Source organism: Streptomyces sp. NPDC041135 (assembly GCF_055592085.1).
In genome coordinates this window covers 446,384-472,950 of the sequence record NZ_JBVIYZ010000004.1, presented here as the reverse complement: position 1 = coordinate 472,950, position 26,567 = coordinate 446,384, and the positions used below count along the sequence as shown (strand labels likewise).

At 71.6% G+C, this 26,567-nt stretch carries 23 protein-coding genes; 7 read left to right on the top strand and 16 right to left on the bottom strand.

From position 1 onward, the window contains the following. Nucleotides 1-20: 20 nt before the first annotated feature. From ACZ6CZ_RS13260 to ACZ6CZ_RS13225, 8 genes are all read right to left on the bottom strand, one after another. On the bottom strand, nucleotides 21-635 hold the full coding sequence (locus ACZ6CZ_RS13260) for a response regulator (RefSeq protein WP_469018961.1): 615 nt from the start codon (nucleotides 633-635) through the stop codon (nucleotides 21-23). After that, nucleotides 632-1,816, bottom strand: a complete 1,185-nt coding sequence (locus ACZ6CZ_RS13255) for a sensor histidine kinase (RefSeq protein ID WP_469019115.1) — start codon at nucleotides 1,814-1,816, stop codon at nucleotides 632-634. The genes ACZ6CZ_RS13260 and ACZ6CZ_RS13255 overlap by 4 nt, the downstream gene beginning before the upstream one ends. A gap of 5 nt (nucleotides 1,817-1,821) precedes the next feature. After that, nucleotides 1,822-2,580 carry an ABC transporter permease gene (locus tag ACZ6CZ_RS13250; protein ID WP_469018959.1) on the bottom strand — a complete coding sequence of 253 codons (759 nt, stop codon included), beginning with the start codon at nucleotides 2,578-2,580 and terminating at the stop codon, nucleotides 1,822-1,824. Continuing rightward, a complete protein-coding gene (locus tag ACZ6CZ_RS13245; RefSeq protein WP_469018957.1) occupies nucleotides 2,577-3,506 on the bottom strand; it encodes an ABC transporter ATP-binding protein in 930 nt (309 codons plus the stop codon). Before ACZ6CZ_RS13245 ends, ACZ6CZ_RS13250 begins: the two co-directional genes overlap by 4 nt. A 154-nt stretch (nucleotides 3,507-3,660) precedes the next feature. Continuing rightward, on the bottom strand, nucleotides 3,661-5,961 hold the full coding sequence (locus tag ACZ6CZ_RS13240) for a hypothetical protein (protein WP_469018955.1): 2,301 nt from the start codon (nucleotides 5,959-5,961) through the stop codon (nucleotides 3,661-3,663). A 152-nt stretch (nucleotides 5,962-6,113) separates the two neighbouring features. Further along, nucleotides 6,114-6,530: a DUF6113 family protein gene (locus ACZ6CZ_RS13235; protein ID WP_469018952.1), complete on the bottom strand. Its 417-nt coding sequence runs from the start codon at nucleotides 6,528-6,530 to the stop codon at nucleotides 6,114-6,116. Next, nucleotides 6,527-7,423, bottom strand: a complete 897-nt coding sequence (mshB, locus tag ACZ6CZ_RS13230; protein ID WP_469018950.1) for an N-acetyl-1-D-myo-inositol-2-amino-2-deoxy-alpha-D-glucopyranoside deacetylase — start codon at nucleotides 7,421-7,423, stop codon at nucleotides 6,527-6,529. The genes ACZ6CZ_RS13235 and mshB overlap by 4 nt, the downstream gene beginning before the upstream one ends. Before the next feature lie 56 nt (nucleotides 7,424-7,479). Continuing rightward, nucleotides 7,480-7,674 (bottom strand): hypothetical protein, encoded by a 195-nt coding sequence (locus tag ACZ6CZ_RS13225; protein ID WP_361447744.1) that lies wholly within the window; start codon nucleotides 7,672-7,674, stop codon nucleotides 7,480-7,482. A 201-nt stretch (nucleotides 7,675-7,875) separates the two neighbouring features. On the opposite strand from ACZ6CZ_RS13225, the gene ACZ6CZ_RS13220 reads away from it, so the two are divergent. Beyond that, nucleotides 7,876-9,987, top strand: a complete 2,112-nt coding sequence (locus ACZ6CZ_RS13220; protein WP_469018947.1) for a S9 family peptidase — start codon at nucleotides 7,876-7,878, stop codon at nucleotides 9,985-9,987. Between the two features lie 128 nt (nucleotides 9,988-10,115). Here the strand turns inward: ACZ6CZ_RS13220 and ACZ6CZ_RS13215 are convergent, their stop codons facing one another. Genes ACZ6CZ_RS13215 through ACZ6CZ_RS13195 form a run of 5 tightly spaced genes read right to left on the bottom strand, consistent with a single transcriptional unit; the run spans nucleotide 10,116 to nucleotide 15,682 of the window. Then, the gene (locus ACZ6CZ_RS13215; protein ID WP_469018946.1) at nucleotides 10,116-11,174 is read right to left on the bottom strand and encodes an ABC transporter ATP-binding protein; all 1,059 of its coding nucleotides are present in this window, start codon (nucleotides 11,172-11,174) and stop codon (nucleotides 10,116-10,118) included. After that, the gene (locus tag ACZ6CZ_RS13210; RefSeq protein WP_469018945.1) at nucleotides 11,158-12,141 is read right to left on the bottom strand and encodes an ABC transporter ATP-binding protein; all 984 of its coding nucleotides are present in this window, start codon (nucleotides 12,139-12,141) and stop codon (nucleotides 11,158-11,160) included. The genes ACZ6CZ_RS13215 and ACZ6CZ_RS13210 overlap by 17 nt, the downstream gene beginning before the upstream one ends. A gap of 6 nt (nucleotides 12,142-12,147) precedes the next feature. Next, on the bottom strand, nucleotides 12,148-13,128 hold the full coding sequence (locus ACZ6CZ_RS13205) for an ABC transporter permease (protein WP_469018943.1): 981 nt from the start codon (nucleotides 13,126-13,128) through the stop codon (nucleotides 12,148-12,150). Further along, nucleotides 13,121-14,044, bottom strand: coding sequence for an ABC transporter permease (locus ACZ6CZ_RS13200; RefSeq protein ID WP_469018941.1), 924 nt, complete (start codon nucleotides 14,042-14,044; stop codon nucleotides 13,121-13,123). Before ACZ6CZ_RS13200 ends, ACZ6CZ_RS13205 begins: the two co-directional genes overlap by 8 nt. 6 nt (nucleotides 14,045-14,050) lie before the next feature. Then, nucleotides 14,051-15,682 (bottom strand): peptide ABC transporter substrate-binding protein, encoded by a 1,632-nt coding sequence (locus ACZ6CZ_RS13195; RefSeq protein ID WP_469018938.1) that lies wholly within the window; start codon nucleotides 15,680-15,682, stop codon nucleotides 14,051-14,053. Nucleotides 15,683-16,223: 541 nt separating this feature from the next. Here ACZ6CZ_RS13195 and ACZ6CZ_RS13190 point away from each other — a divergent pair. The 6 genes from ACZ6CZ_RS13190 (at nucleotide 16,224) to ACZ6CZ_RS13165 (ending at nucleotide 23,274) form a co-directional block, all read left to right on the top strand. After that, a complete protein-coding gene (locus ACZ6CZ_RS13190; protein ID WP_469018935.1) occupies nucleotides 16,224-17,213 on the top strand; it encodes an ABC transporter permease in 990 nt (329 codons plus the stop codon). An 81-nt stretch (nucleotides 17,214-17,294) separates the two neighbouring features. Further along, nucleotides 17,295-19,058: an ABC transporter substrate-binding protein gene (locus tag ACZ6CZ_RS13185; RefSeq protein ID WP_469018933.1), complete on the top strand. Its 1,764-nt coding sequence runs from the start codon at nucleotides 17,295-17,297 to the stop codon at nucleotides 19,056-19,058. A 96-nt stretch (nucleotides 19,059-19,154) separates the two neighbouring features. After that, nucleotides 19,155-20,135, top strand: a complete 981-nt coding sequence (locus tag ACZ6CZ_RS13180) for an ABC transporter permease (protein ID WP_469018930.1) — start codon at nucleotides 19,155-19,157, stop codon at nucleotides 20,133-20,135. Between the two features lie 48 nt (nucleotides 20,136-20,183). Further along, complete coding sequence (locus ACZ6CZ_RS13175; protein ID WP_469018928.1) at nucleotides 20,184-21,221, top strand: ABC transporter ATP-binding protein; 1,038 nt, start codon at nucleotides 20,184-20,186, stop codon at nucleotides 21,219-21,221. A 25-nt stretch (nucleotides 21,222-21,246) separates the two neighbouring features. Beyond that, a complete protein-coding gene (locus ACZ6CZ_RS13170) occupies nucleotides 21,247-22,293 on the top strand; it encodes an ABC transporter ATP-binding protein (RefSeq protein WP_469018925.1) in 1,047 nt (348 codons plus the stop codon). A 219-nt stretch (nucleotides 22,294-22,512) separates the two neighbouring features. Then, nucleotides 22,513-23,274, top strand: a complete 762-nt coding sequence (locus ACZ6CZ_RS13165) for a class I SAM-dependent methyltransferase (RefSeq protein WP_469018923.1) — start codon at nucleotides 22,513-22,515, stop codon at nucleotides 23,272-23,274. Nucleotides 23,275-23,289: 15 nt separating this feature from the next. Here ACZ6CZ_RS13165 and ACZ6CZ_RS13160 read toward each other — a convergent pair whose 3' ends face one another. From ACZ6CZ_RS13160 to ACZ6CZ_RS13150, 3 genes are read right to left on the bottom strand one after another with little or no spacing between them, the layout of a single operon-like run. Further along, entirely contained in the window at nucleotides 23,290-24,423 is a 1,134-nt protein-coding gene (locus ACZ6CZ_RS13160; RefSeq protein WP_469018920.1) for an ABC transporter ATP-binding protein, read from the bottom strand. 34 nt (nucleotides 24,424-24,457) lie between these two features. Then, the gene (locus ACZ6CZ_RS13155) at nucleotides 24,458-25,525 is read right to left on the bottom strand and encodes an ABC transporter ATP-binding protein (RefSeq protein WP_469018917.1); all 1,068 of its coding nucleotides are present in this window, start codon (nucleotides 25,523-25,525) and stop codon (nucleotides 24,458-24,460) included. Nucleotides 25,526-25,546: 21 nt separating this feature from the next. Then, entirely contained in the window at nucleotides 25,547-26,527 is a 981-nt protein-coding gene (locus ACZ6CZ_RS13150) for an ABC transporter permease (RefSeq protein WP_469018914.1), read from the bottom strand. Between the last annotated feature and the right edge of the window lie 40 nt (nucleotides 26,528-26,567).

Sequence of the window (26,567 nt, the reverse complement as noted above, 5' to 3'; positions counted from 1 at the left end):
CCGGGGGCTCACCGGGGGAGTCAGAGCCAGCCCTTCTCCCGGGCCGTCCGTACCGCTTCGGCGCGGTTGCGCACCGCGAGCTTCTGGATGGCCGTCGAGAGGTAGTTGCGGACGGTGCCCTGGGAGAGGTGGAGGGCGGCGGCGAGTTCGGCGTTGGTGGAGCCGTCGGCCGCCGCGCGCAGCACCTCGCGTTCGCGTTCGGTCAGCGGATTGGCGCCACCGGCGAGGGCGGCGGCGGCCAGGGTGGGGTCGATGACCCGCTCCCCCGCCAGCACCTTGCGTACGGCGGCGGCGAGTTGGGCGGCGGGGGCGTCCTTGACCAGGAAGGCGTCGGCGCCGGCCTCCATGGCGCTGCGCAGATACCCGGGGCGGCCGAAGGTGGTGAGGACGACCAGCTTCACCTCGGGCAGTTCCCGGTGCACCCGGGCGGCCGCCTCGATGCCGGTGCAGCCGGGCATCTCTATGTCGAGCAGCGCGACGTCCACGCCGTGTTCGCGGACGGCGGCCAGCACCTCGTCGCCGCGCGCGACCTGGGCGACGACCTCGATGTCGTCCTCCAGGCCGAGGAGCGCGGCGAGCGCCTCGCGGACCATCGACTGGTCCTCGGCGAGAAGGACCTTGATCGTGCTCGTCATGCCCCGGATCCTATGGCCACCGCCGGCGCCGCCGGCACGCGGGCGACCAGCCGGAAGCCGCGGCGGGTGCGGCCCGCCTCCAGGGTGCCGCCGGCCTTCTCCAGCCGTTCGGTCAGCCCGGTCAGGCCGTTGCCCGGGCCCTTGCCGGAGCCGCCGGAGCCGTCGTCCTCGACGGAGAGCTCCAGCACCGGGCCGTCCAGGGTCGCCCGCCGGATGACCTCGACCGTGCACCGGTCGGCCCCGCTGTGCCGCACGACGTTGGTGATCGCCTCGCGCAGCGCCCAGGCCAGGGCGGCCTCGGCGGCGTCGGGCACGCCGGTGAGGTCGGGCTCGGCCGGCACCTCGGCGGTGACTCCGGCGGCGGCCAGGGCCACCTGGGCGCCGGCGAGTTCGTCGGCGAGCCGGGCGCGCCGGTAGCCGGTGACGGCCTCCCGCACGTCCACCAGCGCCTGCCGGCTGACGCGTTCGATGTCGGCGACCTGCTGGGCGGCCTTCTCGGGGTGGCCGGGCAGCATCCGGCCGGCCAGCTCGCTCTTGAGCGTGATGAGGGACAGGGAGTGGCCGAGCAGGTCGTGCAGGTCGCGGGCGAGGCGCAACCGCTCCTCGTTGGCGGCGAGCTGTGCGACCGTGGCCCGCGCCTTGCGCAACTCCACGGTCGTGCGGATGAGTTGCCCGACGCCCGTCATGGCGGCGCCGATCAGCAGGGTCAGCGGGATCAGTCCGCGCGCCGCCTGCTCGTCGGAGTGGCTGCCGACCAGGTACATCGCGGCGGCCGAGGCCGGGACGGCCCAGTAGGCCGCGCGCAGCGGCAGGGTCGCCCCGCAGGCCACCGAGAGGTAGCAGAACAGGCCCAGCCAGGCGCTGCCGAGGGTGTAGGCCAGCACGGGGGCGAGCACGCCGAGCACCAGCAGCAGGGCGATCACCAGCCGCCGGGGCATCGGCCGGCCCATGTTGCGGAAGACCAGCGTCAGGTACACCCCGACGAACGCGGTGAGGCCCACCGAGCCGGCCACGGTCGCCCGCGCGGAGTGGCCGCCGTCGACCAGGTCCTGGACCGGCGAGCTGAGGAAGACCAGCCAGACGCCGATCCACACCGTCTTGGCCAGCAGTTCGCGCGGGTTGCGGGGCGGCCGGCCCATGGGGACGTCCCCCGTGGCGCCGGCCTTCCGGTCTTCCGTCATGGTGCTCACGCCTTCAGCGTGTCCTTCCGGTACAGCCAGGCCGCGCCGCCCGCGAAGAGCACGAAGAAGACGGCGAGGACGGCGACGTCCTGGGCGTGCGGGGCCCGGCTCTCCTCGATGGCCCGCCCGAGAGCAGCGTACGCGTGCGTGGGCAGCCACTTGGCGATGTCCTGGAGCCACTGCGGGAACGTGGTCGTGGGCATCCACAGGCCGCCGAGCATCGACAGGCCGAAGTAGGTGATCATCGTGACGGGGCGGACCGCGTCACCGGTGGCGAGGTAGCCGATGGCGACGCCGAGCGCGGCGAAGACCAGGCTGCCCGCCCAGATGGCCCCGGTGAGCGCGAGCCACTGCCAGGCCTGGAGCCGTACGTCCTTCACGGTCGCGGCGACGGCGAACACCACGACGATGGACGGCAGGCTGACCACGGCGGCGCTGGCCGTCTTGGCGAGCACGTAGCCGCGCCCCGGCAGCGGGGTCAGCCGCAGCTGCCGCACCCAGCCGCTCTCCCGTTCCTTGGCGATGCGCTCGCTGTTGCCCATCAGGACGGCGGTCAGCGCGCCGAAGGAGGCCATGGAGACCATCATGTAGGTCGGCAGGGTCAGGCCGCTGCCGTCGACCTTGGTGGTGGCGTCGGCGTTGCCCGCGATGAGCAGGAAGAGGATCGCGGGGTAGAGCACCGAGAAGAACAGGAACTTGCGGTTGCGCAGGGCCCGGGTGAGTTCGAGCCGGATGAGCGCCCGTGTGGTGAAGGTGTTCCTCATGACTGCCTGGCCTCCTCGGCCTCGGTGATGGCGACGAAGGCCTGCTCCAGGCCGAGGCCGGTGACCTCGAGGTTGCGGGGGTAGAGACCGAGGCCGTACAGGGCGTGGACGGTGGCGTCGGCGTCGGCGGACTGGATGCGGACGGTCTGCCCGGAGACGGTGAGCGACGTCAGGAAGGGCAGGCCGCGCAGGGCCGCCTCGTCGGGGCCGCCCTCCAGGTCGAAGGAGACCCGCCGGGCGCCGGCCCGGGCCTTGATCTCGGCGGCGGTGCCGTCGGCGAGGAGCCGGCCGCGGTGCAGCACCAGCACCCGGTCGGCGATCGCGTCCGCCTCCTCCAGGTAGTGCGTGGCGAACAGCACCGTGCGGCCCTGGTCGGCCTGTTCGCGCATGGTGGCCCAGAAGGCCTGGCGGGCGGAGACGTCCATGCCGGTGGTCGGCTCGTCCAGGACGATGAGGTCGCTGTCGCCGGCGGTGGCGAGGGCGAACCGGACGCGCTGGGCCTGGCCGCCGGAGAGCTTGTTGACCTTGCGGTCGGCGACCTGGGTGAGCCCCGCCCGGGCCAGCACGTCGGCGGCCGGGTAGGGCCGCGGGTGCAGGGCGCAGGCCAGCTTCACCAGTTCGGTGACGGTGACGTCCTCCATCAGCCCGCCGCTCTGCAGCATGGCGCCCACCCGCCCGGCGACGATGGCCTCGCGCGGGCTGGTGCCGAACACCTCGACCGTGCCGCCGTCGGCCTGCTTGAGGCCGAGGAGCAGGTCCAGGGTGGTCGACTTGCCGGCCCCGTTGGGGCCGAGGAGGGCGACGGTCTCGCCCGGGTACAGCCGGAGCGAGAGGCCGTCGACGGCCCGGACGGTTCCGTACGTCTTGGTCACCTGGTCGAACCCGGCCACCGGGGTGGTGGTGGCCGGCGCCGCTGTCGTCGTCATGGTGTCCATGGTGGCCGCGGGCGGCGGGAGCGCGGCAGTGTCGGTGGTCCTCGGTGCGGGATGACGGATGTCATGCGCACGGTGTGACGGGCAGGACGCGCGAAGGGCGCCCGGTGTGCTCCGGGCGCCCCTCGCACCGCGTACGGCCGGACCGTCAGCTGGGGTCGGTGTCGATGACGGCGACCCGGTCGGTGGTGCTCAGCAGCGCCGGGCGCAGGGCGGAGTAGACGTCCTGGGGCGTCACGGGCGTCTTGTCGCCGTTGGCCCGGGTGATGAGCACACCGTCGAACGCCTGGCCGTAGAGCGCCTTCAGGGCGTCCAGGTCGGGCTTGTCGACCAGCTTGCCGTCGACCGCCGTCACCCGGAGGAACTTCCACAGCGAGTTCTGCGGGCTCATCGGCACCGAGTGCGCCGCATCCGTCTGCACGGTCACGGCGGCGGACATGGCGGGCTCGGCGAACTTCTTCATCATCCGGTCGACCTCGGCGTTGGAGACCGTCGGCTGCCGGGTGGTGGTCGGCACGGTCACCGCGCCGGCCGCGCCGGTCTCCACCTCGGTGCGGTAGGCCTGGGCGACGGCCCGGCCCGCCCGGGCGACGTCGATGGCCTTGCCCGTCCTGCCGTACACGGCCACGGCCTTGCCGGAGGTGAACTTCACCGTGCCCTCGGTGACCGAGCCGGAGCCGCCGCCGGCGTTCCGCAGGGCCGCCTGGAGCTTCTCCTCGTCCACCGGCATGGCCGGCTCCACGACGCGCTTCTGCCCGAAGAGGGAGCCGATGACGGAGACGGGGTTGTAGTCGCTCTTGGCCGCCGCGCCGACGGTGCTGTCGACGTCGAGCTGGAGGCCCGCCTGTTCCGGCGTCAGCGACACCGTGCGGCCGCCCACCGCCAGCTTCAGCGGCTTGTTCACGCGGTCGCCGAAGGCGTCGTCCAGCTTGCGGACCGCGTCGTCGCGGGTGCCGCCGCCGATGTCGACGCCCATCACCGTGGTGCCCTTGGGCACGTCGGTGTGGTTCATCAGCAGACCGGCGCCGTACGCGCCGCCGCCCAGGACGACGACGGCGACGGCGAGCAGCACCAGCTTGCTGCGGCCCTTCTTGCGGGGCTTGGCGGCGGCCGGGGCCGGTGCGGCCGGCTCGGGCCGCCGGGGGGCGGTGTGCGGCACCGGCTGGTCGGTGTGGGAGCCGGGCCCGAAGGGGGAGTCCGGGCCGGCCGGTACGACCGGGATGCCGCTGGTGACGGTGTGTCCGGAGACGTTGGCCGCCGGGGAGCCGTAGCCGGGCGTGCCGGGTTCGGGGGCCGGTTTCTGCGGGGTGAGGATCGCGGTGTCGTCGCTCAGCCCGCCGCCGGGTCCGTGTCCGGCGCGGGGGGCGCTGCGGGGACCGCCGGGGGCGTGGGCGCCGGGGCCGCCGAAGCCGTCGGGGCCGGTGGGGCCGCCGAAGGGGTCGCCGGCGTCCGGGCCGGGGCCGCCCTGCCCGGCTGGGGGCAGGAGGGGGCCGTCGCCGGTGACCGGGCCGCCGGTCGGGCCCGCGGGGCCGTGCGGGCCGCCGGGGCCGCCGCGGCCGGTCGGGCCGTTGAAGCCGCTGGCGCCGCCCGGGCCGCCCGCAGCACCCGGGGCGCCGCGGCCCGGACCCTGCCCGCGGGCCGCGCCGGTGCCGTCGGTGCCGGGCCGGCCGCTCCCGGCGAAGTACGGCAGGTCGTCGCGGCGCGGTTCGCCGTCGCCGGTGCCGGTGCGGGAGCCGCCGCCCAGGGGGCCGGCGGCCAGCGCCTCGGTCACGTCGAAGGAGCCGGTGCCGCCGCCGTGCCCGGGGGCCACGGGGCCGCCGGTGGCGCCGGGCAGGCCCGCGCCGTTGGTGCCGCCGCGGGAGCCGCCGGGCACGCTCATGGAGCCGACGACGCCACCGGGACGGGCACCGCCCGCACGCGCGCCGCCGGGGGCGGAGGGGGCGGAGGGTCCCGAGGCGGGGGCCGGGGCGGCCGTGGCGCCGGGCAGGCCCGCGCCGTTCGTGCCGCCGGCCAGGGCGGCGCCGGCGCCGTTCGTGCCGCCGCCGCCCTGACCGGCCTTGCCCGGGCCGGACTTGCGGGGCGCGAACCAGTCGCTGGTCTTCTCGTCGGCCGCGGCCGCGGGGTCGGCGGCCGGCGTGCCGGTGCCGGCGGCCGGCGGGGCCGTCTCCGCCCGGGTGTCGGCGCCCGGGTCGTCGGCGACGGCCTCGCCGTCCGCGACGGTCTTGCGCACGACGACCGGCGGGATGGGCCGCGATCCGGGGATGTTGATCCGGATCCGGGTCGTCAGTGTGGTCTCGGTCTTGCGGTCCTCCGGCCGCGTGGCCGAACGGCCCGCGCCCGTACCGTCGTCGGAAGCCATGGGGGTCCCGTACGGCGGCGTGCCGGAGGGGTAGGCGGCTTTGCCGCGCCCGTCGGGCCCGGAGGACGGAGTGTCAGTTTCACGACTCAAGGCAGGTTCTCCCGGTTGGCTCCGCCGCCCGTTCGACCTTGCTCGGGCGGCTCGGCGGCGCGCTCCACCATACTGGCCGCCTCCCGCGCGTATCCCAGGACCGCTGGGTAAACCCCCACGGGACCCCCACGCGCGCCGTACGGCGCGGTACGTCAGCCGCCACGCCGGGCGGGGCCGCCGCCGGCCGGCCGTCCGACTCCCAGAGTGGCGCAGATCACAGCGACGGCCATCCCGCCGAGCAGGAAGACGTAGCTGCCGAGCCCGGCCCCGAAGAAGAAATCCCCTTCGGGGCGGCCGGCGGTGAGCAGGATGACCGTCAGGACCCAGCCCGCGGCCGGTGCGACCGCCCCGGCGCGGCCGCCCAGGGCGCGTGCCCCGCCCAGGAACAGCCCGGCGGCGCCCGCGAGGGCGAGCAGCAGCCCACCGGGCGGCCGGGCGCCCTGCACCAGGGTCCCGGCGACGGCGGTGACGGCGCCGAGGACGAACAGCCCGGCGCAGGCGGCGATCCGGCCGGCCGTCGGGCGGCGCAGCGGCTGGGCGAGCAGCGGGCCGCGTCCCTGCGCGCTCACGGCGTCTCCTCGGGGATGCCGGCGAACAGGTCGCTCTCCCCGGGCTCGGCCGTGCCGCTCACCAGTTCGTAGTACTCGGTGGTGAAGATCGGCTGGGCCAGCTCGTTGGAGAGCGCGAAGTACGGCCCCGAGACCTGGATCTGGGTGGCGTGGGCGCGCATGGCGGCGGTCTTGGCGGCGGCGTACGCGGTGCCGTCGACGGCGGTGGTGACCCGCTCGTCGTCGACCACGCCGGGTACGTCCTCGACGGAGGCGCTCTCGGCGAAGGGCAGGCCGGGCAGGTCCTCGCGCAGCCGGGCGAAGGCGGCCTCGGCGACGGAGCGCGGGACCCGGTTGCAGTAGACCTTGGCGACGCGGTGCCCGGCGCCGGCGGCCAGTTCGACGGCGCGCAGGGCGACGCGGTGGGCCTGGATGTGGTCGGGGTGGCCGTAGCCGCCGTTGTCGTCGTAGGTGACGAGGACCTGGGGGCGGGTGCGCAGCACGACCTCGGCGAGCGCCGCGGCGGCCCGGTCGACGTCGGCCCGCCAGAAGCAGTCCGGGTCGTCGTTGTCGGCGGTGCCCATCATCCCGGAGTCCCGGAACCGGCCGCGGCCGCCGAGCAGGGAGAAGTCCTCGACGCCGAGGGCCGCCATCGCGGCGGTCAGCTCGCGCTCGCGCTCGCGGGCCAGGGCGTCGCCGGTCAGCTGCCGCAACTCGGGCGGGATGACCTCGCCGCGCTCCCCGAGGGTGCAGGTGACCAGCGTCACCTGGACGCCCTCGGCCGCGTACCTGGCCATGGTCGCGCCGTTGTTGATCGACTCGTCGTCCGGGTGCGCGTGCACCAGCAGCAGACGCCGGCCGGGGCGGGAGGGGCGTCCCCCGGGCCCCGGGCCGGAGGTGGGCGGTTGGGTCATGCCCCCACCCTACGAGGCGGCACCGGGAGCGCCGGGCAGCCCCGTGGGGAGGCGGGTCAGAACTTGATGCTGCCGATCATGCTCGCGACGTTCGTCGTCAGCTCGCTGATCGTGGGAGCGACGGTCGAGGAGGCGAGGTAGAAGCCGAGCAGGACACAGACGACCGCATGACCGCCCTTCAGTCCTGACTTCTTGACCAGCAGGAAGACGATGATCGCCAGCAGCACCACCGCCGAAATCGAGAGTGCCACGGCGGCTCACCTCCAATGATCCCAGGGACGAGGGGGGTTCGGACTATGGGGGTCGAACTCGGTTGTGCAGCAGTACAGCCGGCCCGTACGGGGAGCCGACAGGGTCATACCCACTCAGCGACAGTGATCATAACTATGTGTACTCGCGCATCGGTCGGCGCACGGCCGCACAAGGGGGCGCATGGCCAATATGGTCGGGGCATGACGACCGAGTCCGACTCCTTCCCCCGCCGGCACGCCCGGACCCAGCGGTTCACGCTCGGCGCGCCGCGGGCGTTCACCGTCGCTCCCGACGGTTCCCGCGTCGCGTTCCTGCGCTCGTCCAGCGGTACCGACCGGGCCAATTCCCTGTGGACGCTGGACCTCACGGACGGCCGGGAGCGCGTCGCCGCCGACCCGCGGCTGCTGCTGGGCGGTGCCACGGAACACCTCTCGCCCGAGGAACGCGCGCGCCGCGAGCGCAGCCGTGAGGGCGGGGCCGGCATCGTCGGCTACGCCACCGACGCCGCCGTGGAGCTGGCCTCTTTCGCGTTGTCAGGGCGGCTTTTCACGGCCGGGCTGCGGGCCGGCACGGCGCGTGAACTGCGCGTCTCCGGACCGGTGATCGACCCCCGTCCGGCGCCCGACGGACGGCACGTCGCGTACGTCGCCCAGGGCGCGCTGCGGGTGGTGGGCGCCGAGGGCGACGGCGACCGGGCGCTGGCCCGGCCGGATGCGGACGGGGTCACCTACGGCCTCGCAGAGTTCGTCGCGGCCGAGGAGATGGGGCGCGCCCGGGGCTTCTGGTGGGCGCCGGAGTCGGACCGGCTGCTGGTGGCGCGGGCGGACGACACGCCGGTGCGGCGGTGGTGGATCGCCGACCCGGCCCGTCCCGAGCGTGAGCCGCAGCACGTCGCGTACCCCGCGGCGGGCACCGCCAACGCGGAGGTGCGGCTGTTCGTCCTGGACCTGGACGGAGGGCGCACGGAGGTCGTGTGGGACCGGGCCCGCTATCCGTATCTGGCGCATGTGCACTGGTCAGCGGCCGGGGCGCCGCTGCTGCTGGTGCAGGCGCGGGACCAGCGGAGCCAGCTCGTCCTGGCCGTGGACGCGGATTCGGGGGCGACCCGGATGGTGCACGCCGACGAAGATCCAACTTGGCTTGAACTTTTCCCCGGGGTGCCCTGCTGGAGCCCCTCCGGGCAGCTTGTGCGGATCGCCGACGAGGGCGGCGCCCGGGTGCTGGCCGTGGGGGAACGGCCGCTGACCGGCGCGCAGTTGCACGTGCGCGCGGTGCTGGACGTGGGCGCCGGTGACGTGCTGGTCTCGGCGTCGGCGGGCGCGGAGGCCGGGGCGCCGGAGACCGGCGAGGTGCATGTGTACCGGGTCAACGAACTCGGCTTGGAGCGGCTGTCGCAGCGGCCCGGGGTGCACACGGCGGTGCGGGCCGGGGGCGTGACCGTGCTGCTGTCCGCGACGCTCGACAGTCCGGGCACCCGTGTCCAGGTGCTGCGTGACGGAAAACGAGTGGCGACTGTCCCGTCCCACGCCGAACATCCCGGTCTGTCCCCCCGCGTGCTCCTCACCGAGGGGGGCGCACGCCGAATTCCGTGCGCCGTGCTTATGCCATCGGACTACCCCGGTGACACTCCCCTGCCGGTGCTGCTGGACCCCTACGGCGGCCCGCACGGCGCCCGGGTGGTGGCCGCGCACAACGCGCACCTGACCTCCCAGTGGTTCGCCGACCAGGGCTTCGCGGTGGTCGTGGCCGACGGCCGGGGCACCCCCGGCCGCTCACCGGCGTGGGAGAAGGCGGTCCACCACGACTTCACGCTCGCCCTCGACGACCAGATCGAGGCCCTGCACGACCTGGCCGGACGCCACCCCCTGGACCTGTCCCGGGTGGCGATCCGCGGCTGGTCCTTCGGCGGCTACCTGGCCGCCCTCGCCGTGCTGCGCCGCCCGGACGTCTTCCGCGCGGGCATCGCCGGCGCGCCGGTGACCGACTGGCGGCTGTACGACACCCACTACACCGAGCGCTACCTGGGCGACCCGACGGCGCAAGCGCGGACGTACGCGCTCAACTCGCTGGTCACCGACGACGGCCTGACCGCCCCCGCCGAACCGCACCGGCCGCTGATGGTCGTCCACGGCCTCGCCGACGACAACGTGGTGGTCGCCCACTCCCTGCGGCTGTCCTCGGCCCTGCTGGCCGCGGGCCGCCCGCACGAGGTGCTCCCGCTGTCCGGCGTCACCCACATGACCCCGCAGGAGCAGGTCGCCGAGAACCTGCTCCTGCTCCAGGTGGACTTCCTGCGGCGTTCGCTCGCATAACCGGGCAAACGCCCTGCAACGACGTTTACACACAGGCAACTTGGCGGAAGCGGCACCGATATACGGACGCGTCAGTCTGAACAGCGTACGGCCGTGCGGGTGCCGTGAGCGGGCCGGGATGCACCATGTCATCCCGGCCCGTTGCCGTGCGCCTCCACCGGCACCACCTGCCTCTCCTGTGCGAAGTGGCAGGCCGAGTCGTGGGCCGCGGGCCCGGACGCCGCACGGAAGGCCGCCGGGACCGCGAGGGCCGGCACCTCCCGGGCGCAGCGCTCCTCGGCCTTCCAGCAGCGGGTGCGGAAACGGCAGCCGGAGGGGACGTCCGCCGGGGAGGGCACGTCACCCGAGAGGATGATCCGCTCGCGCCGGCCGCGGGCCTCCGGGTCGGGCACCGGCACCGCGGAGAGCAGGGCCTGGGTGTACGGGTGTGTGGGGTGGTCGTAGATCTCGGTGTCCCGGCCGCTCTCCACGATCCGGCCCAGGTACATCACCGCCACCCGGTCCGCGATGTGCCGGACGACCGACAGGTCGTGGGCGATGAAGACGTAGGACAGCCCGAACTCCCGCTGGAGGCGGCCGAAGAGGTTGATCACCTGGGCCTGCACGGAGACGTCCAGGGCGGAGACCGGTTCGTCGGCGACGATCACCTCCGGGCGCAGCGCGAGCCCGCGCGCGATGCCGATGCGCTGGCGCTGGCCGCCGGAGAACTGGTGCGGATAGCGGTCGGCGTACCCGGGGTCGAGGCCGACGACGTCGAGGAGTTCGCGCACCCGGCGGCGCCGGTCGCCCCGGGGCGCCGCCTCGGGGTGGATGTCGAACGGCTCCCCGATGATGTCGCCGACCGTCATGCGGGGGTTGAGCGAGGTGTAGGGGTCCTGGAAGACCATCTGGATGGTGCGGCGGACCGCCTTCAGCGCCTTGCCGGACAGCCGGGTGATGTCCTCGCCCTTGAAGCGGACCACGCCCGCCGTCGGCCGTTCGAGGTTGCACAGCAGCCTGGCGACGGTGGACTTGCCGCAGCCGGACTCCCCCACGACGCCGAGGGTCTCGCCGCCGCCGAGGCGGAAGTCGACGCCGTCGACGGCCCGCACCGCGCCGATCTGCTTCCTGAACAGGATGCCCCGGGTGAGGGGGTAGTGCTTGACGAGCCCGCTGACCTCCAGGAGCGGCTCAGTGGTCGAGGTCATCCAGGCACTCCCTCCAGTAGTGGCAGGCGCTGCCCCGCTCGCCGGAGACCCGGTACAGCGGTGGTTCGTCGGTGCGGCACACGTCCCGGGCCCGCGGGCAGCGGGGGTGGAAGGAGCAGCCCGGCGGGACGTGGCTGAGGTCGGGCGGCAGCCCCTTGATGGCGTACAGCTCGCGGCCCTTGTGGTCCAGGCGCGGGACGGAGTCCAGCAGGCCCCGGGTGTAGGGGTGCGCGGGCGCCTTGTACAGGTCGTGGACGGGGGCCGACTCCACGACGCGCCCGGCGTACATGACGGCGATGCGGTCGGCCACGTCCGCGACGACACCGAGGTCGTGGGTGATCAGGATCAGGCCCATGCGGTACTCGCGCTGCAACTCCGCGAGCAGGTCCATGACCTGGGCCTGGACGGTGACGTCGAGGGCGGTGGTGGGCTCGTCTGCGATGATCAGCGCCGGTTCGAGCGCCAGCGCCATGGCGATCATGATGCGCTGGCGCATGCCGCCGGAGAACTGGTGGGGGTAGTCGCGCACCCGCTGGGCGGCGCCGGGGATGCGCACCCGGTCCATCAGCTCGACCGCCCGGGCCCGCGCGTCCTTGCGGGACGTCCCCCGGTGCACGGTGAACATCTCGCCGAGCTGGTCGCCCACCGGCAGCACCGGGTTGAGCGACGACAGCGCGTCCTGGAAGATCATCGCCATGCCGGTGCCGCGCGTCCGGCGCCGCTCCTGCTCGCTCAGCTTCAGCAGGTCGCGGCCCTGGAAGAGGACCTCGCCCGCGGTGATCCGCGCGGGCGGCGTGTCGAGGATGCCCATCACCGCCTGCGCGGTCACCGACTTGCCGGAGCCCGACTCACCGAGCACGGCGAGGGTCTCCCCGGCGTCGACGGCGTAGCTGACACCGTCCACGGCGCGGGCCACGCCGTCCCGGGTGCGGAACTCCACGTGCAGGTCGCGCACTTCGAGCAGCACGGCCGGTCACCTCAGCTTCGGGTCGAGGGCGTCGCGGACCGCGTCGCCGAGCATGATGAAGGCCAGCACGGTGACGGCCAGCGCGCCGGAGGGCCACAGCAGGGCGTGCGGGGCGTTGCGGACGTAGGGCGAGGCGGCGGAGATGTCGATGCCCCAGGAGACGCTGGGCGGCTTCAGGCCGACGCCGAGGTAGGACAGGGTCGCCTCCAGCGCGATGTAGGTGCCCAGGGCGATGGTGGCCACCACGATCACCGGGGCGACGGCGTTGGGCGCGATGTGCCGCAGCAGGATGCGGGAGGAGGAGGCGCCGAGGGCGCGGGCGGCCTGGACGTAGTCGTGGTGCCGGGCGGTGATGACGGCGCCGCGCGCGATGCGGGAGATCTGCGGCCAGCCGAGCAGCACCATGAACCCGATGACCGGCCAGACGGTGTTGCTGGTGACCACGGAGAGCAGCACCAGACCGCCGAGGACGACCGGGATCGCGAAGAAGATGTCGGTGACCCGGGACAGCACCGCGTCCCCCGGTCCGCCGAAGAACCCCGCCAGGGCGCCCAGTACGGACCCCAGGACGGCCACGCCGAGGGTGGCGCACACCCCGACGGTCACGGACGTACGGGCGCCGTACACGGTCCGTGTGTAGACGTTGCAGCCCTGGCCGTCGTAGCCGAAGGGGGCGCCGGGGCCGCTGCCCTGCTGGGCCTTGGCGAGGTCGCAGTCGAGGGGGCTGCCGGGGGCGACGGCCGAGGGCCACAGCGCGATGAAGACCAGGAAGAGGATGACGAGCGCGGAGGCCAGGAAGACGGGGTTGCGGCGCAGGTCCCGCCAGGCGTCGGACCACAGGGAGCGCGGCCGGCCGAGCGGGCCGGTGCCCTCGGGGCCGCCCGGGCCCCTCTCCAGGGTCACCGCCTCACTGGCCGCGAGGTCCATCGCGCCGCCCATGCCGGTGCCGGCGATGGCGCGCTCGGGCTCGTAGGGCTGCTCAGGCATAGCGGATCCTCGGGTCGAGTACGGCGTACAGCAGGTCCACGAGCAGGTTGGCGGCCAGGAACACCAGCACCAGCACGGTGACGAAGCCGACGACCGTCTGCGAGTTCTGGCGCAGGATGCCCTGGTAGAGCTGGTAGCCGACGCCGTGGATGTTGAAGATCCGCTCGGTGACGATCGCGCCGCCCATCAGCGCCCCGATGTCGGTGCCGATGAAGGTGACGACGGGGATGAGGGAGTTGCGCAGCAGGTGCCGGGTGACGACCCGGTGCCGGGGCAGGCCCTTGGCGACGGCCGTGCGGACGTAGTCGGAGCGCCTGTTCTCGGCGATGGAGGTGCGGGTCAGCCGGGTGACGTAGGCGAGGGAGACGGAGGCCAGGACCAGGCCGGGCACGAGCAGCTCGCCGAACGGCGCGTCCGGCGTCACCGACGGTCTGATCCAGCCCCACCGCACCCCGAGCAGCAGTTGCAGCAGCAGGCCGGTGACGAAGGTGGGCACGGAGATGACGACCAGGGTGGCCAGCAGCACCCCGGAGTCGACGGGCCGGCCGCGCCGCAGGCCGGTGAGGACGCCCAGGGTGATGCCGATGACGATCTCCAGGACGACGGCCACGACGGTCAGCCGAAGGGTGACCGGGAACGCCGACGCCATCAGCTCGGTGACCGGCTGCCCGTCGAACGCCGTACCGAAGTCACCGGTGAGGACGTGCCGCATGTAGGTCACGTACTGGACGAGGACGTTCTGGTCCAGGCCGTACTCCGCGCGCAGCCGGGCGGCGGTCGCCGGGTCGCAGCTGCGCTCGCCGCACAGGCCGGCCACCGGGTCGCCCATCACGTACACCATGAGGAAGATCAGCAGCGTGGCCCCGACGAACACCGGGATCATCTGGAGCAGCCGCCGGACGACATAGCGCCCCATGCCGGCTCAGCCGACCTTGATCTCGTTGTACACGGGCACGCTGAAGGGGTTGAGGGTCACGTTGGACAGCCGGTCGGAGTAGCCGGCGCTGCCGTTCTGGTACCAGAGCGGGATGGCGGCCATGTGGTCGCGGACCACCTCCTCGGCCTGCTGGAACCCGGCGACCGACCTGGCGGCGTCGGTCTCGGCGTTGGCCCGGTCGACCAGCGCGTCGAAGCGGGGGTCGGACCACTTGCCGTCGTTGGAGGAGGCGTTCGTGTAGTAGAGCGGCTGGAGGAAGTTCTGCACGAGCGGGTAGTCCATCTGCCAGCCCGCCCGGAAGGGGCCGGTCAGCCGGTGCCGCCCGAGCTGGTTGCGGAAGTCGGCGAAGGTGCCGACCGGGTTGCCGACGCAGGCCCGGTCGTCGCCGAGGGCGTGGTTGATGGAGTTGCACACGGCGTCGACCCACTGGCGGTGCGAGCCGGTGTCCGCGTTGTAGGTGATCTTCACCTGGCCGCCGGGGATGCCGCCGCCCTCCTGGATCAGCTTCCTGGCCCGGGCGGGGTCGTAGGAGCAGGCCGGGCCGCACAGGCCGGCCTTGAAGCCGCCGTCCGCGCCGAGCACCGGTGAGGTCCAGTCGGTGGCCGGGGTGCGGGTGCCCTGGAAGATGGTGTCGGTGATCTGCTTGCGGTCGATCGCCATGGACAGCCCGGTGCGGACCTTCTCCGAGCCCTTCTTGTTCCACTCCTTGTCGTAGTACGGGAAGGCGAGCGTCTGGATGATGCCGGCCGGGACGTTGAGGTAGCGGCCGCCGAGGTCGCTGCGGACGTTCTTCAGCTGGGCGGCGGGGATGTCGTCGGCCAGGTCGAGGTTGCCGGCCAGCAGGTCGGTGTAGGCGGTGTTGCTGTCCGTGTAGACCTTCAGGGTCACCCCGCCGTTGCGCGCCCGGTCCTCGCCGGGGTAGCGGTCCCACGCCGTCAGCGACATCTGCGAGCCCTTGGCGTAGGAGTCGATCCGGTAGGGGCCGTTGCCGACCGGCCGGCGCAGCCAGCCCGCGTGGTCGGTGAAGAACGACCGGGGCAGCGGGGCGAAGGCCGCGTAGCCGAGGGTGTCGGGGAAGCCGGAGAACTTCTGGGCGAGCCGGACGGTGAAGGTGCGGTCGTTCACCACGTGGAGCCCGGAGAGGGTGTCGGCGCGCTGCGCGCCGCTGTCGGGGTGGACCGTGTCGTAGCCCTGGATGTAGCCGAAGAAGTAGGCGTTCTTCTGGTTGTTGCGCAGGCTCGCGCCGTAGTTCCAGGCATCGACGAAGGAGCGGGCCGTCACCTTCTCGCCGTCGGAGAAGGTCCAGCCGTCCCTGACCGTGATCGTGAAGGTCTGCGAGTCCGAGGTGTCGATCCTCTCCGCGAGCATGTTCCGGGCCGCGCCGGTCCTGGGGTCGTAGCGCTTGAGGCCGCGGAAGATCATGTCGAGGACCTTGCCGCCCTGGACCTCGTTGGTGTTGGCCGGCTCCAGGGGGTTCTGCGGGTCGCCCCAGGACGAGCTGAGCACCGTGGAGCCGGCACCGCCACCGGCGCCGTGCGAGCCCCCCGAGCAGCCCGTGACGGCGAGCGCCAGCGCCACCGCGCAGGCGGCCCGTCCGGCGTACGTGGCTCCGCGCATGGGGTGCCTCCTCCGTGAACGCTGATCATCAGACCGGTTACCGGTCAATATCCGTCCAAACGGCGCATTCCGCCTGTCCGCCATCCCGTCAGTTGGCCTGTCCGGACCCTTTCGAGAGCCTTTAGGGGGACACGTCGGCCGATTGCGGGCGAGCCTCCGGGGACGGCTGGACGATCTTGCGTGTAGGGCGCAATGGATCTCCGCGTAACGATGCCGAAACGTTGGATTCGTACCGACCGTTGTACGCATTTCGACACACCAGCATCCGCATATCGAACTCATTGACCGAATAGTCCGGTTGGTCCGATGTGAAGCACGGATTGATTACGGCGCGCTACCCGCGTAGCTACGGAATGGTCAAGTACAGGCAAAGAAAGTAAAGAGAAACCCAAGCCGGTCGAGAATTTATTGACCTTGAATGAATTGCGTTGAAAAAGTCCGGCGTAGCCCGTAGGGGAGTGCCCTGCGGAGTCATCAGACCCTCCCTTGGGCCAGGAGCACCATGACCCCCCCAACTCCATCCGCGGCTGCCCCGCTTGAGGTGACCGACGAGACCGTCGAGAAGTCGGCGACTCCGGACGGCTCGAAGGGCAGCGAGAGCCGCTCTCCGGGACGGCTGGCCTGGACGCGCTTCCGGCGCGACCGGACGGGCGTTATATCCGCCTACATAGTGATCTTCTTCTTCGCGATCGGGATCGCGGCGCCGCTGATAGCCAAGCTGTACGGGAAGGACCCGTACACCACCTACACCACGCTGCATCCCGAGCTGCTCAACGCCTTCTCGTACCCTGCGGGACCCAACGGCGGCATGAGCGGGGACTTCTGGTTCGGCATCGAGCCCCAGCTCGGCCGGGACGTCTTCACGTTCCTGCTGTACGCCATCCGCAACTCGCTCGGCATCGCCACCGCCGCCACGCTGCTCACCACCTTCCTCGGTGTCGTGATCGGCGTCACGGCCGGCTACCTGGGCGGCAAGACGGACTACCTCGTGGGCCGGGTCATCGACATCCTGCTGTCGTTCCCGTCCACGCTCTTCTTCATCGCCTTCATGCCTGTGGTCTTCGGATTCTTCGTCGACCCCGACGACAACATCCCGACCTGGCTGCGTGCCACCGCCCTGATCCTGGTGCTGTCCGCCTTCGGCTGGGCGTCCATCGCCCGGCTGCTGCGCGGCCAGGTGCTCGGACTGCGGGAGCGCGAGTTCGTCGAGGCCGCGAAGGTGACGGGCGCCTCTCCGATGCGCATCGTCTTCAAGGAGCTGCTGCCCAATCTCTGGACGCCGATCCTGATCCAGTCCACCCTGCTGCTCCCGGCCTTCGTGACCGCGGAGGCGGGTCTGGCCTTTCTCGGCGTGGGCATGATCGACCCGACTCCCGACTGGGGTGTGATGATCGGCCGCGGTGCCCAGTTCTACACCGAGGACATCACCTTCATGCTCTTCCCGGGTATCTCCATGGTGATCTTCGTCCTCGCCTTCAACCTGCTCGGCGACTCCGTGCGCGACGCGCTCGACCCCAAGTCGAAGCGCTAGCAAGCCACACCCACCCGGCCCGGTTCGATGACGTCCGGCTGGTTTCGACCGTCCGAATTGACCCCTATAGGCAGGCTCAGCATGTCCTTTTCTCGCAGAAACTTCCTGATCGCCACCGGTGTGGCCGCGGCCTCCACGACCGTGCTGAGCGCCTGCAGCAGCGGCGACGACGGCAAGAGCGGCTCCGGCGACAACGTGCCCTCGGTCAGCAAGGCCAAGACCGTGAACATCCCGGTCGGCACCAAGGCCGACTCCACCGGTCCGGCCCCCGAGGTCCCCGGCGCGGTCAAGGGCGGGACGCTCTACTCGCTCGACCAGTTCGACATGGACCACCTGGACCCGGCCCAGATCTACGTCTCGACCGAGGGCGCCATCACCGTCCCGATCATGCGTGGTCTGACCGGCTACAAGATCGACGACAAGGGCGGATGCACCCTGGTCGGCGACGCGGCCACCGACGCCGGCACCATGAAGAACGGCGGCAAGACCTGGTCCTTCACGATCAAGGAAGGCATCAAGTGGGAGGACGGTTCCGACCTCTCCATGGACGACGTGCGCCACACGTTCGAGCGCCTCTTCGCCTCCTTCATCACCGAGGGCCCGCGCTACGTCCAGCAGTGGCTGGTCGGCGGTGACAAGTACAAGGGCCCGTACGACGGCAAGAAGCTCTCCTCCGTCGAGATCTCCGGCCGCACCGTCACGTTCCACCTGAGCGAGGCGCGCACCGACTTCAACTACACGCTCGCCATGCGCGGCTACTCCCTGGTGCCCAAGAAGCACGACACCAAGGAGAAGTACGACAAGCACCCCTTCTCCTGCGGTCCGTACAAGATCGAGAGCCGCAGCATCGGCAAGTCGATGACCTACGTGCGCAACGAGCACTGGGACGCGGCGACCGACTCGATCCGCAACAACTACCCGGACAAGTACGTCTTCCAGTTCGGCTTCCAGCCGGTCGCCTCCACGGACCGCTTCATCGCGGACCGCGGCAACGACCAGTACGCGATGACGATCTTCAACGAGGTCGCGCCCGAGCGCACCGCCCAGGTGCTCACCAACGCGCAGCTGAAGAAGCGCGTCCTGACCCAGGTCGACACGGTCACCTACTACTGGCCGATCAACACGACCCGGATCACGGACGTCAAGGTCCGCCAGGCGATCAACTGGGCCTGGCCGCACCAGCAGCTGCAGACCATCCGCGGCGGCGCCGCCACCAGCGAGCTGGCCACCAGCATCCTCAGCCCGGTCACCCCCGGCTACCAGAAGTTCGACCTCTACGGCACGGACAAGAAGCCCGGTGGCGACCCGGCGAAGGCCAAGGCCCTGCTGAAGGAGGCCGGCAAGGTCGGCCAGAAGCTGGTCATCGCCTACCAGCAGTCGGACAACGCGGTGAAGCAGGCCGTGGCGATCAAGAACGCGCTGGAGGCGGCCGGCTTCCAGGTCGTCAACAAGCAGATCGACAAGTCGACCTTCTACACGCAGATCGGCAAGGTCGACAACGACTACGACCTGTTCGCCGCCGGCTGGAGCCCCGACTGGCCCAACGGTTACTCCGTGTTCTTCCCGTGCTGGAGCGGCAAGAACATCGGCGACGGCCGCAGCAACTACGCGCAGCTGAACGACCCGAGCGTGAACAAGGCGATCGACGCGGCCGCCAAGATCACCGACGTCGAGGCCGCCAACAAGGCCTGGGGCAACGTCGACCGGCAGATCATGGAGCTGGCGCCGGTCATCCCGGACTACCACTCCATCCGCAACTGGATGCACGGTTCCAAGGTCGGCAACGTCGTCTACGACGCCGGCAACACCTGCGTCGCGCTCTGCAAGCTGTACGCCAAGAAGTAAGCGCTAGACACCGGGGGGCGGCCACGACCTGGCCGCCCCCCACGGCCCACCCCCCTTACCCCCGGCGACGGCGCCCCGTCCGGAAAGTCACGCCCCATGTTCCGCTTCCTTGTCCGCCGAGTCTTCGGCGCGCTGGTCATCCTGTTGATCATCAGCGCCGTCACCTTCTGGCTTTTCTACGCCATCCCGCGTGACCCCGCCCAGATGTCGTGCGGCAAGAACTGCACGCCCGACATGCTCAAGCAGGTCCGGCACAACCTCGGCATCGACCACCCGGTCCCGGTGCAGTACTGGTACTGGCTCAAGGGCATCTTCGTGGGCCGCAGCTACGGTGACTTCGGCGATTGCAGCGCGCCCTGCCTCGGGTACTCCTTCGCCAACCGCGAGCCCGTCCTCGGCACGATCATGGACCGGCTCCCGACGACCCTCTCGCTCGCGCTCGGCTCGGCCGTCGTCTTCCTCGTCTTCGGCGTCGGCACCGGCATGCTCGCCGCCGTCAAGCAGGGCAAGTGGCAGGACAAGGTCGCCAGCTCCGCGTCGCTGGTCGCCTCCTCGATGCAGATCTACTTCGTCGGCTACATCGCGATGTACTTCCTGGTCTCGAAGCTGGGCATCCTCGGCAACCCCACGTACACGCCGATCACCGAGGACCCGCTGTCCTGGGCGTCCGGGCTGCTGCTGCCGTGGCTGGTCCTGGCCCTGATCTGGACCGCCAACTACACGCGTATGACGCGCTCGCAGCTGGTCGAGACGCTGAGCGAGGACTACGTGCGCACGGCCCGCGCCAAGGGCCTGTCCCGCCGCAACGTCTTCTTCCGCTTCGCCTGGCGCGGTGCGATGGGGCCGATCGTCACGATCTTCGGCATCGACCTCGCCACCCTCATCGGCGGCGCGATCATCACCGAGACGGTCTTCAGCCTCCAGGGCGTCGGCCAGCTGGCGCTGAAGTCCGTGGACCAGAGCGACCTGCCCATGGTCCTCGGTGTCACCCTGCTGTCGGCCAGCGCCATCGTGTTCTTCAACATCATCGTCGATGCCGTCTACGCCCTCATCGACCCGCGGATCCGGCTCGCCTGACCTCCGCCCCACCCCCGACCCCCCGCATCACCCCCCAGGAGCGTCCCCGTGACGAGCACCGATCAGCAGCCGTTCCTCTCCATCAAGGACCTCAGGGTCCACTTCTCCACCGAGGACGGCGTCGTCAAGGCCGTCGACGGACTCAGCTTCGACCTGGCCAAGGGCCAGACCCTCGGCATCGTGGGCGAGTCGGGCTCCGGCAAGTCCGTCACCAACCTGACGATCCTGGGCCTGCACGACCGTGCCCGCACCGCGATCGACGGTGAGATCCTGCTCGACGGCACGGACCTGCTCACCGCCGGCGAGCGGGAGATGGAGCGGCTGCGCGGCAACAAGATGTCCATGATCTTCCAGGACGCGCTGGCCTCGCTGTCGCCGTACCACACCATCGGCACGCAGATCGGCGAGACCTACCGCAAGCACACGGGCGCCTCCAAGGCCCAGGCCCGGGTGCGCGCCATCGAGATGCTGCGGCGGGTCGGCATCCCGCAGCCGGACATGCGGGTGGACGACTACCCCCACCAGTTCTCCGGCGGTATGCGCCAGCGCGCGATGATCGCCATGGCGCTGGTGTGCGACCCCGAGCTGCTGATCGCCGACGAGCCGACCACCGCGCTCGACGTGACGGTCCAGGCCCAGATTATGGACCTGCTCAAGGACCTCCAGCAGGAGTTCGGCACCGCGATCATCTTCATCACCCACGACCTCGGCGTCATCGCCGACATCGCGGACGACGTCCTGGTGATGTACGGCGGCCGGTGCGTGGAGCGCGGCACCAAGGAGCAGGTGCTGCGCGCCCCGCAGCACCCCTACACCCTGGGCCTGCTCAACTCCATGCCGAGCCTGACCGGCGCGGTGGACGTGCCGCTGACGCCCATCCCCGGCTCGCCGCCCTCGCTGCTCAACCCGCCCACCGGCTGCCGCTTCCACCCGCGGTGCACCTTCTCCGCGAAGGTGCCGGGTGACCGCTGCTCCGCCGAGCGGCCGCTGCTCGACGTGGTCGACGGCCGCGGTTCCGCCTGCCACCTCACCCCGGAGCAGAAGCGGGAACTGTTCACCGACTTCGCCGCGACCCGGCCCAACTGACAGACCGAGACGGGACTTCACGATCATGAGCAACACGAACCCCCTCCTGGACGTCTCCGGGCTGACCAAGCACTTCCCCATCAAGGGCGGCTTCCCGATCCGCCGTACCGTCGGCGCGGTGCAGGCCGTGGACGGCCTGGACTTCCAGGTCGGCGAGGGCGAGAGCCTGGGTCTGGTCGGCGAGTCGGGCTGCGGCAAGTCGACCACGGGCCGGCTCATCACCCGTCTGCTGGAGCCGACCGCCGGCCGGGTCGTCTACCGCGGCCAGGACATCACCCACGCGGGCCGCAAGCAGCTGGCGCCGGTGCGGTCCGAGATCCAGATGATCTTCCAGGACCCCTACGCCTCCCTGAACCCGCGCCAGACGGTGGGCAAGATCGTCTCGGGTCCGATGGAGATCAACGGCATCAACCCGCCCGGCGGCCGCGAGGCCCGCGTGCGCGAGCTGCTGGAGATCGTCGGTCTCAACCCCGAGCACTACAACCGCTTCCCGCACGAGTTCTCCGGCGGCCAGCGCCAGCGCATCGGCGTCGCCCGCGCGCTCGCCCTGGAGCCGAAGCTGATCGTCGCCGACGAGCCGGTCTCCGCCCTGGACGTCTCCATCCAGGCCCAGGTGGTCAACCTGCTCCAGAAGGTGCAGCGCGAACTCGGCATCGCGTTCGTGTTCATCGCCCACGACCTGGCCGTCGTACGGCACTTCTCGCAGCGCGTCGCCGTGATGTACCTCGGCAAGATCGTCGAGATCGCCGACCGCGAGGACCTCTACGAGAACCCGCGCCACCCCTACACGCGGGCGCTGCTGTCCGCCGTGCCCGAGGCCACCGTGGACGAGGAGACGCCCCGCGAGCGCATCCGGCTGGTCGGTGACGTGCCCTCGCCCATCAACCCGCCCTCCGGCTGCCGCTTCCGCACCCGCTGCTGGAAGGCGACGGAGAAGTGCGCCACCGAGGCGCCCCCGCTGGTCCAGGTCGAGGGCAACAAGCCCGGTCACCTCACGGCCTGCCACTACCCGGAGACCGCGGACACCGTTCCGGCACCGCGGCTGTCCAAAGACCCCCAGGAAGCGGTCTGACACACCCCTTTACCGTCAGCCGCCGCCTGCGGACGGACTTTCACCGGCCCATTGACCCGAGCCCATGAACGTCCGCTCCAGGGGAGGAAGGCCCGCGCCCGCCCAGGCGCGGGCCTTCGCCTGTCCCGGCGCCCCGCGGCGGCCCAACGCCCGTGCGCGGGTGCACAGTTCGGCGTCGTTCCTGACACACCGTCGAGCGACCTGTGGCAGACTGCCGCGGTGGTCGATCACTCGTTCGCCGATCTCGCGCTCGCCGCGCTCTACGACACCCTCAACCCCTGGGGGCCCGGTGACGACTTCTACCTGGGCCTGGTGATGGACGCGGGCTCGGTGCTGGACGTCGGCTGCGGGACCGGACGGCTGCTGCGCCGGGCGCGGGCGCAGGGGCACGGCGGGCGGCTCATGGGACTCGACCCGGCCGCCGCGATGCTCGTGCACGCCCGGCGGGCCGCACCGGACGTCGAGTGGGTGCTGGGAGACCTGCGCACCCGGCTGTGGGAGGCGGAGTTCGACCTGGTCGTGATGACCGGGCACGCCTTCCAGGTGCTGCTCGGCGACGAGGAGCTGCGCACCTGTCTGCGGGCCGTACGGCAGGCCCTGGCACCCGGCGGGCGGTTCGTCTTCGAGACCCGCAACCCCGCCGCCCGCCCCTGGCTGACCTGGACGCCGGACCGGGCCCGGGAGGTGACCGACGCCGACGGCCGGACCGTCCGCGTGTGGCACGAGGTCCAGGGTGCCCCGGCCGGGGACCGGGTCACCTTCACCGAGACCTTCCAGGGCGGCCCCTGGCAGCGGCCCCGCACCAGCCGGACGACCCTGCGCTTCCTCGGCGCCGAGGCCCTGAACGGCTTCCTGGCCGAGGCGGGGCTGCGGGTGGCCGAGCAGTACGGCGACTGGTCGCGGGGGCCGCTCACCCCTGCGAGCCCGGAGATCATCACGGTGGCCGCACCCACCGGTCAGGACACTCCGGGCACCGCCTAGGGCCTGTCGTTCGGATCAGGTCGTGTCCTCGCCCGGCCGGTCCTTCTCCAGGGCCGCCAGCGCCGGGTCCAGCACGATGTCCGCCTCCCGGGCCTCGGTCGTCGGGTCCTCCGGGAAGTGGCAGGCCGTGAGGTGGCCGGCGGTGTTGCCCGCGATCCGGACCAGCGGCGGTTCCTCGGCCGCGCACCTGTCCTGGGCCTTCCAGCAGCGGGTGCGGAAGCGGCAGCCGGAGGGCGGCGAGATGGGCGAGGGCACGTCACCGGCCAGGCGGATGCGCTCCCGGGCCGGCGCCTCGGCGTCGGTGAGGTTCACCTCGGGCACGGCGGACAGCAGGGCGTGGGTGTAGGGGTGGCGGGGCCGGTGGTAGATCGACTCCCGGTCCCCCACCTCGATGATCTTGCCGAGGTACATGACCGCGACGCGCTGGGAGAAGTGCCGTACGACGGCCAGGTCGTGGGCGATGAAGAGGAACGCGATGCCGAGTTCGCGCTGCACCTTCTGGAGCAGGTTGACCACCTGGGCCTGGATGGAGACGTCCAGGGCGGAGACCGGTTCGTCGGCGACGATGAGCTTCGGCTCGAGGGCGAGCGCGCGGGCGACGCCGATGCGCTGGCGCTGGCCGCCGGAGAACTCGTGCGGGAAGCGGTTGTAGTGCTCGGGGTTGAGGCCGACGATCTCCAGCAGCTCGCGCACGCGGGCCTCGCGGCCGCCGGGCGGGTTGATGCCGTTGATCTCCATCGGACCGGCGATGATCTTCCCGACCGTCTGGCGCGGGTTCAGCGACGAGTACGGGTCCTGGAAGATCATCTGTATCTCGGAGCGCACGGGCGCCAGCTGTTTGCGCGAGGCGTGGCTGATGTCCCGGCCGCGGTAGGTGACGGTGCCGCTGGTCGGCTCCATCAGCCGGGTGATGAGCCGGCCCGTGGTCGACTTGCCGCACCCCGACTCCCCCACCAGCCCGAAGCTCTCGCCGACGTGCACGGTGAGGTCGATGCCGTCCACGGCCTGCACCGCGCCGACGGTACGCCGGATCGGGAAGCCGCCCTTGACCGGGAAGTGCTTGGTCAGCCCCGAGACCTCCAGCAGCGGCTCCCCGTCCGCGCCGGCCGTGTGCTCGCGCGGGGCGGGGAGGACCAGGTCCTCTGTCATGACGATGAACTCCTCTGCTCGGCCACGGGGCTTCCTAGCCCAGCCGGGGCTTGATCTCTTCGATGAAGACGGTCCGCTTCTGCTCCGCGGTGAGATGACACGCCGAGGCCCGGCCGGGCCCCAGCAGCGGGCGTTCGCGCACACAGCGGCCCGGGCCGCCCTCGACACGGTCCGGGAAGGTGCAGCGGGGGTGGAAGCGGCAGCCGGCGGGGGGGTTGAGCAGCGAGGGCGGGGAGCCGGGGATCGGCGCCAGCGGCGCGCTCAGGTCGGAGTCGAGGCGCGGCATCGAGTTCAGCAGGCCCCAGGTGTAGGGGTGCTGGGGCGCGCGCAGCACCTCGTCCACGGTGCCGCGCTCCACCGCGCTGCCCGCGTACATCACCATGATGTCGTCGGCCATGTCGGCGATCACCCCCAGGTCGTGGGTGATGAAGATGATGCCCGAGCCGAACTCCTGCTGCAGGTCCTTGAGCAGATCGAGGATCTGCGCCTGGACCGTGACGTCGAGGGCCGTGGTCGGCTCGTCGGCGATCAGCAGGTCGGGGTCGCAGACCAGCGCCATCGCGATCATGGCGCGCTGGCGCATACCGCCGGAGAACTGGTGCGGGTAGTCCTTCGCCCGCTCCCGGGGGTTGGGGATGCCGACCTTGCCCAGCATCTCCACCGCCCGGTCCCAGGCCGCCCGCTTGGAGGCACCGGTGTGCTTGCGGTACGGCTCGGCGATCTGGCGGCCCACGGTGTAGTACGGGGAGAGCGCGGTGAGCGGATCCTGGAAGATCATGGCGACCTTGTTGCCGCGCAGCTTCTCCAGCTCCGACTCGCGCGCGGTGGTCAGTTCCTGCCCGTCGAGCAGGATCTCGCCCTCGACGGTGGTGAACATCGGGTTGTGCAGCCCGAGCACGGTCAGGTTGGTGACCGACTTGCCCGAGCCCGACTCCCCCACGATGCCCAGGGTGCTGCCGCGGGCGAGGTCGAAGGAGAGCCCGTCCACGGCGCGTACGACGCCGTCCTCGGTCCGGAAGCTGACGTGCAGGTCCCGTACCGAGAGCAGGGCCCCGGTGCCGGCCGGGCCGGGCCGGCCGGCCTCCTTGGTCACAGTGGTCACGGCAGTGCTCCTGAATCCGGCCTAGGCCAGCCGTACGCGCGGGTCGATGAAGGCGTAGGCGGCGTCGACGACGATGTTGAACAGCAGGATCATGGTCGCGGAGAACAGCATCACGCCCAGCAGCAGCGGCAGGTCGCTGAAGAACACGGACTGCACGGCCAGCTGGCCCAGGCCCGGCAGGCCGAAGGTGTACTCGGTGATGATGGCGCCGCCCAGCAGCGAGCCCAGGTCGATGCCGAAGATGGTGACGATGGGGATCAGCGAACCGCGCCAGGCGTAGCGGAAGAAGACGTACCGGCGGGACATGCCCTTGGCGCGGGCGGTGCGGACGTGTTCCTCCTGGAGCTGTTCGATCATCGACGAGCGGGACATACGGGTGTACTGCGCGGCGAAGATCGTCGACAGCACCACCCAGGGGATGATCAGGCCGCTGATCCAGGTGGCGGGGTTGGCGGTGAACTCGTTGTAGGCGGGCTTGGCGAACCAGTGGGTCTGGTAGACGAGGATCGCCAGCGCCAGCGGACCGAGGAAGTAGATCTGCATCGAACTGATCACCATGGCCCCGGCGGTGGCCGTCTTGTCGATCATCGTGCCGCGCCGCCAGGCGGCGAGCAGCCCGGTGCCCAGGCCGACGATCAGGAAGCAGACCGCGCCGCCGAGGGTGAGCGAGACGGTGGTCGGCAGCCGGTCCAGCAGGGTGCCCCAGACCTGCTCGTTGGTGTGGTACGAGTACCCGAAGCAGGGGGCCGGGCAGGGCCCCTGGGCGAACTGGTCGCTGCCCAGGACGAGGTTGTGCAGGAAGATCCAGTACTGCTCGGGGACCGACCTGTCGAGGCCGAGCACGTGGTGGATGTTGGCGATGCTGTCGGGGTTGCAGGTCTTGCCGCACATCAGCAGGGCCGGGTCGCGGGGCACCCCGAAGAACAGCAGGAACGTGACGATGCTCAGCAGGAACAGGATGACGACGGCACCGAGGAACCGGCGGACGAGGAAGCGCAGCATGGCAGGGGCAGCTCTCTGACGTCGGCGGGCCGGGCGGTAC